Annotated in this window: 5 protein-coding genes; all 5 read right to left on the reverse strand. The window is 39.7% G+C overall.

What is annotated here, in order from left to right:
- Positions 1-144 precede the first annotated feature (144 nt).
- On the reverse strand, positions 145-1,533 hold the full coding sequence (locus tag DWX00_RS19240) for a type IV secretory system conjugative DNA transfer family protein (protein WP_118596015.1): 1,389 nt from the start codon (positions 1,531-1,533) through the stop codon (positions 145-147).
- An 11-nt stretch (positions 1,534-1,544) separates the two neighbouring features.
- A complete protein-coding gene (locus DWX00_RS19245; RefSeq protein WP_118596016.1) occupies positions 1,545-2,309 on the reverse strand; it encodes a plasmid recombination protein in 765 nt (254 codons plus the stop codon).
- A gap of 234 nt (positions 2,310-2,543) precedes the next feature.
- Positions 2,544-2,801, reverse strand: coding sequence for a hypothetical protein (locus DWX00_RS19250; protein WP_118596017.1), 258 nt, complete (start codon positions 2,799-2,801; stop codon positions 2,544-2,546).
- Positions 2,802-2,814: 13 nt separating this feature from the next.
- Positions 2,815-3,516: a hypothetical protein gene (locus DWX00_RS19255; protein WP_118596018.1), complete on the reverse strand. Its 702-nt coding sequence runs from the start codon at positions 3,514-3,516 to the stop codon at positions 2,815-2,817.
- A gap of 119 nt (positions 3,517-3,635) precedes the next feature.
- Entirely contained in the window at positions 3,636-4,976 is a 1,341-nt protein-coding gene (locus tag DWX00_RS19260; RefSeq protein WP_118596019.1) for a hypothetical protein, read from the reverse strand.
- Between the last annotated feature and the right edge of the window lie 358 nt (positions 4,977-5,334).

Here is a 5,334-nt window from a genome sequence, read left to right on the forward strand (position 1 = left end):
TCGCTGTGCGAATTTTTTTATAAAAGTTCTTGTGGATCCACCGGAGCCAAAAGAACTTTTATAAAAAAACCATGCCTTTGACAGCTCATTTTTTCCGGATTTCAATATAGTCAAGAGGGAAAAAGATAAAGTGTAGCCTATCAGCTATCGTTTGAAATAATAGTTTTTCTTGAGCTTTAGATATCCGTCCGGCTCGTCCGCAGCTATCAATATCACAGTATCTTTTCCTTGTCGGTCAAGCTCTGCCGGTTCTATAACCCACTCTTTGGCTTCACTTTCTGTGTGTGTAGTCTGCTTTGCGTTACTGGAAGTGCTGTGTTTCGTACTGTCTTTATAGCCTATCAGAGAAGCAAAATATTTCTGGCTCTCAGGCTCTCCCAAGCCACCTAAAAGCACTTTATACTTTAGGTTCGATAATATTGCTCTCGTGGCATCTGCACCGTACAAAAGGTTTAAATCCACGGTATTTTGCATGAGTACCATAATCCGGCATCTGCGTTTTCTGAATCTGCGTACTGCATCCAAGATAAGCTCTTTATCCAGTTTCAAAGAGCCATACTCATCTAGGAATAATAGTATAGCCGGACTGCTTTTCTGTACCTCTCTTGTCCCTATGTAATTCATGAGCTGACTTGTTAAAATATTCATTAAAGGGGCATACAGATTCAGCTTATCTTCTCCGACCACCACAAAAATATTGTTATGCTCTATCTTCTTCGGTTCAACAGATTTTTCGCCCTTTTTCGGTCTGCGAATAGAACGCTTTATTTTTCCATTGGTTGCAAAGAGTTTCAGAGCATCATCGCAAGACTGCTTGCATCCGGCAGTATTAGCTTCATTCGCACCCTCGAACCCATTGATATATCTCATTGCATCTATATTTTCAGTGTTATCTATATCTCGAAAAAGTTCTTGCCAACTGCTTTCGACAATTTTCTCAGCTATCTCTATAAAATCCATGCCTTTCTGGTAAAAGGCTGTAAGGCTTGCTGTTAGTATCTTTCGACCATTTACCAGAAAGAACCTTGCATTATCATTCATGTTCGGTTCTTCCGGCATCAGCAGAAAAGCAAGTTGCTCCAGAGCTTCGTTTTTGTCCTCTATTTCGTTTAAATCGTCAATAGGGGAAAATATATTGTATGGTGTCGTATCTGGCTTTTCTGGGGCATATACGAGCTTATGTGGCATGTCTGGACAGTTCTTGCAAATATCCCCAGATATATCTATCGTGTAGCTTGTCCCTTTCCATGCCCTAAGTGTAGGGATTCCTATAGATGCCGTTTTTCCGGTGCCACTGGCAGAGAACACCCCCACATGTCCCTCGGCTTGTTCTGGACTATATAATAACTTCCATCCTTTCTTTCCGAAGATAATTCCATGAGCCTTTTTTCGTGTCCCCTTTTTCAGCTCTTTCAACTGTCTATCTTTCCAACCTCTATACCATTCTAAGCATAATATAGCTACTACAAAAATTATGGCTACCGCTACCATTTTAGGAACACAATCATTTAAAAATAAAATAATTTGTTTCAATAGTCATCACCTCACCAACTTCTTTTTAAATTTATTTTTCTCTCTGTTCTGTCTGCCGGATTGCCCCACCTGTCTACTTGCTCTACGTTTCTTTCTTTCTCTGTGTTATGCATCCGCAGATTTATTTTTCTTTTTTCTACATTTCTTTCTCTTTCAAGATATCTCTGTCGTTTCAATTCCTTTACCGACAAGGCTCTACCGCTTGCATCCCTTTTTGTCTTTCCATTCAAAATATCACTTTTTTTACATATTCCGAGTTGCTCCATGTACGAAGCGAAATCTTGATGAAAACTTTTTAAGTCCTCTCTCCCTACACATTCTTTAGCACACAGCCTTTTCTGTCCCATTTTTTCAACTACCGGAAGAAATGCAAAGTGTATATGGTCAGTTGTTTCTGACTTATGTATATATGCACTGATTACAACATCTTCGCCCATGCCGGATTTTTTTCCGTATCTATCCACTAGGAATTTATAAGTGGTCTGAAAAAACATTCCTTTTTTTTCTTCCGGAAGTTGCTCCGGCACGTCTACTATCCAACAGCACATTTTAACAGCATCTTTTCTCACTGTTCTCCCATCCATAATTTTTTCAATCTGAGTTTTTATATAGTCTGTCTGTTTGCCACGATCGGGTGCAAGGTTCGTATGGTCGAACGATAATTTATCCTGGTCAATATCCTGATTTCCATAGTGACCTTTTTCGACACTTCTCTCATAGTGAGCACATAAGTGCCCTATGTCTTTCATGTCCGAAAATTTTCTCATATTAGCCATGCATTTTCTCCTTTCTGTAGATTTTTTCTGTCGGTCGATTGGTCGCTCTACGCTCTCAATCTCTGTTTTGGTGTAGCATGTTATACTTTGTCCCAAAGTATGCCCTCGCTCCACGCTTCGGTAACATGCCAGAGAGGTTTCTCTGGACTCTCATTTTCCTATCCGGCAGGATAGGAAAAGAGGGTGCTTTCGCACCCTCGCAAAGGTCGAGCTTTACGCTCTCCCAATGCTATTTCAATCCAGTGCAATACACAACTCGACTTTATACACACCACCGCCAATAATATTCCATGACTTAATTTCTCTGTCTTTAATATCACTCCACCATGATTCTTCCGCTATACAAGTTGGTTGGTAATGATTTGGATTGTCATCTGACAAATAATCCTCGTCAACCTCTTCATAATAATCATAGTTTTCTTCTTCACAATATCCATCTATAGTCACACAAGCATTGCCACCATAATTTTCCAAAAATTCTTTTAATGTCATCTTTCTACCTCCTTTAATAGATATCCCAGCTCTTTGTCACATCTTTTATACACTCAATCGCATTTATTCTGTGTTCTGGCTTATCCCACAATGCATTATCTGAAAGAGCAACCACATCAAACAACATACGGAACGTAAAACTGTTATTTCCTAGTGCTGTCCAGTTCTTAAGCACAAGTGAAAAATAATTGTACGGGATAAAATCCACTCCGTCTTTTGTGGTGTTATTTAATAATGCCAGATTATCTTCAAGCTCCATTTTCTCCTCAAAAGAAAGCTCTTTATTTTCCGCTTCATGTTCTAATATTTTAGCGACTTGCTTACAATTTGATGGAAAATGACCATCATAATAATGACTATATTCTGGATCAATACTTGAGCTGAATGGTCTTGATAAAATATTTGTAGCAAGTTTTATCAATGGATAAGAATTTTGCTCAGATGCCTTAAAGTTAATTCCGGCTGACAAATTTTGCATTAATGCGATAAAGCATTCTTTTAATCCGAATTTATAAATATTCTCAATATAATAATCTGTTGCGTTATTGCCAGTAAGGATATTTTTAAGTAAAACATCCTCTATCGTTGCTGAATAGTTTGAATCTGTTAATGTGGCTCTATCTTGATAATATCCATTCAATAATTCCACGTGTTTAAACACAACCATTTTTCTCCCGTTCAATTTTTCTGTTTCCGCTTGTTTTTTTGTAAACATTTCTATTTCTCCTTTCTTGCATCTGCCTACTATCTGCTTCTGTATATACATTATATATACAGCATCTGCTTATGTCAAGAAAGAAAAAAGGAATTGAGTTTTCTCAATTCCTTAATGCTTCACTTCCACCATTTGTATACTGTTGGTTTACTCAATCCAGTATCACGAATACAGTCGGCTTTCTTTCCGTCTGGGTGGCTCTTTCGCCATTCTTCGACAATTTTCGACTTTTCTGGTCTGCCGTCTTTGTTTCTCCATGCTCCGTCTGGGTGTTCAATCTCTCGAATAGCATTCATAATTTTGATATGTTGTTCTTGCTTTCTTCCGTTCCTCTTGTTCGGCGGTACGGATATACCGCTGACACGCTCAACCTCGGCTCTGCTGTATGTGACATAGTTTTCTTGATACATATTCATTGCGTCCAGTACATCACGCTTGGTAAAGCGGTTATGTTCATCATCACTGATATCATCAAACATAGGTAACAGCTCCAGAGCATCCGTCAATACCTCATCTTCTGGTATATCGCATTTGATACCATAGGATGCAAGCACAGACAGACACCAGTATCTATGCCCCACTGACACCGCTCCGCTCTGTATCTTTCTTAACCACCATTCATACAAATCTCTCTTGATATGCCATCTGCCCTTTTTCTCGCCCCTAACAATCCTCTTTTCATACCATTCTGGGTACTTCTTCTTGGCTTCGGCAAGGCTCAAATCGGATTTATACTTGAAATCTGTCACAGCCTTGCTATCGTCCATAAGAAAGTTATTCAGATACTCTACTGTGACACGCTCCCCAGTTTCAAAAGCTGTCACTGGATACCGCTTTCCCAGTTTCGACTGGGTACCAACCATACGAAAGCCTTGAAAGATACCTTGGTACTGCACTTGCTCACGCTCTGTATAGGTGCTTGTGTACCTATTCCATATCTTTCTGATTAGCTCATACTTGAACTCCCTTAACTGGTCTTGCAGATGTCTGTATAGCGGTACTGGCTTCTCAAAGAGATAATACAAATGCAGTCCATGACCGCTGTTCACACAATAGGTACATTGTGGCAAAAAATCGTGCTTCATCTGGTGGAACACATCTCTTAACTGCTCCATTTCCACTCCGTCAAGGTCTACAGCTATCCCATATAGCCACCTTGCGTTTTTGGCTGTCCTGTTACGTCCAGAATAGCCCACAGGAGACATGATAGCGAACTCTGCCCCCTTGACCTCATCAACCATGTTCAGCTCATCAAAAACAATATAGTTCCTTGCCTTTTCTCCCTCTATCACTGTGAGAACCCCATTGCACTTCTCATCTTCTGGGTGTCCCTCTCTCTCAAAACTGCCCTCTGGAAAGACAGCTCTGTAAAAATCCCTCGGTTTCACTTCCTCGTAGAACTGCCCCAACCATTCATTTTTCATCTTGAACAACTGCTTATCAGTCGGCTTTCTTGCCATGAATAAACACCTCTTTTCTGGCATATACTTATACTATATCCGCTACCCTATGACTGTTAGCCCTAAAGGGCTATAGGGGGCTTATATTATCAATGAAGTTTTTTTACCTTTTTGATTTTATAAAAAAGAGTAGGAAATACTACTCCTTTTTATCCTTGCAGTTCTTCCAGTTCAACTCAAATTTCGGGTAACCTACCAAACACCAAGGTCATACATATGGTGGGGGTGCTATATTGCACAACTTCGCTCCACCGTCCTCTAATACAGAATAAAAAAATTTTCAGTATGTGTCAACACACAACATCTTATTTCCTCTTGGGTGCAGACTAATCCGGAGAAAATGAGCTGTCAAAGGTTC

Source organism: Blautia sp. AF17-9LB, assembly GCF_003479185.1.
In the GTDB taxonomy this organism is placed as follows: domain Bacteria; phylum Bacillota; class Clostridia; order Lachnospirales; family Lachnospiraceae; genus Fusicatenibacter; species Fusicatenibacter saccharivorans.